The organism is Marinomonas sp. HM11-D (assembly GCF_057626615.1).
The window spans coordinates 1-1,272 of the sequence record NZ_JBMMKT010000035.1; the positions used below are offsets into that span (position 1 = coordinate 1).

At 44.3% G+C, this 1,272-nt stretch carries 1 protein-coding gene; it reads right to left on the minus strand.

Annotation, left to right across the window (positions count from 1 at the left end):
- Positions 1 to 29: 29 nt before the first annotated feature.
- Complete coding sequence (locus tag ACOSVP_RS18550; RefSeq protein ID WP_487348972.1) at positions 30 to 1,091, minus strand: IS4 family transposase; 1,062 nt, start codon at positions 1,089 to 1,091, stop codon at positions 30 to 32.
- Between the last annotated feature and the right edge of the window lie 181 nt (positions 1,092 to 1,272).

Consider the following 1,272-nt stretch of genomic DNA (forward strand, 5'->3'; position numbering starts at 1 on the left):
CTGAGGTATCCCCACAAATTTACTCATGATCAGACCCTTTGCTCCAGCTGTTGGAGCAACTGCCTGATGCCGTCCCTCCACTCATTTTTTGATATCTGGAAGCGGGTCATAACAGCTCGCTTTCCAAGATAGAAGTGAGACAGGACTCTTCGCTTGCGAATCGTATTCACCTGGAAACGCTTCGCATAGCCTGATAGCTCGATGACTTTGCCTACTAAAATAAGCAAGATCGCAGTAAGAGTGGTAAGTAGCATTAAATTAATCAGTCGCTCTATTTTAAATGTATAACTTAACTCAAACCCAAGTCCGAATCGGCTGCTCTTTAGATCACGAAAACCTTCTTCAATTTGCATTCGAGTTTCGTAAATTTTGACGCATCGCTTGGCAAAGTGGCGGTTTACAGGGAGAGTCGATATCAGCAACCAAGGATCCTTAGCGCCTCTGGCAGCTTTTAAAGAAGTGCCAGATTTGCGTTTTTGCCCTTTTTGAGTGATCGACTGACGGCCTTTGTATGAGCTTTTATAAAGTACAAACTGATTTGTTATTGGAGACGAGTTGCGATGGGTTAACTCTAGCGATATGGGGTTACCGCTTGCTTTTGGGTACAACTTAGATATGCAATGCCAAGTGTTCTGAGTGCTGTCATAGTACTTACGAGGCTTCCGAACTCGACCAACATAATCCCATCCTTGCTTGATTACTTCGTCTAACCACGGCGTTTTAAAGCCTGCATCAGTCACTATGATGGGCTTCGCTTTAACTGGAAGAAGCGCTTTAAGAACCTGTAAAAACTTCTGATGTGTTTTTTGCTTTTCTTTAGTGCTTTTGTCATGAATCTCTTCATAGAGAGTAATCGATCGCCCCTCAAATGCAGCACTCGCACGAATTAAGAAGTATTGTCCACGAGCATCTAAGTCAGACCAATCTACACTGATAATTGGACGTGCTCGGACGATAAAGAGCTTACAAATATAGGCATAAAGAGAAATAGATTCTCGGCGCAGGTTAGGGTTAGACAGTAAGCGATCGGAGCGTTTAATTCGGTGTTTCTCGTAGGCGTTTGACTGGATCCCTCGGCCAATACTGGTCACAGTGCAAAGGCTGCCTTGCGCTAAACTAAGAACGCATGCTGATAGCGCTTTGCGTCGAGTTTTATGCATGTTGGGGCTGACAATGGGCAAGATTTTGTTCAATATAGCGGTCGCGTTCATGGCTTTGGTGGTGAGTTGTTTTTGGCGAAATTATTGATCGCCAATAGCCATGAACGTTCCC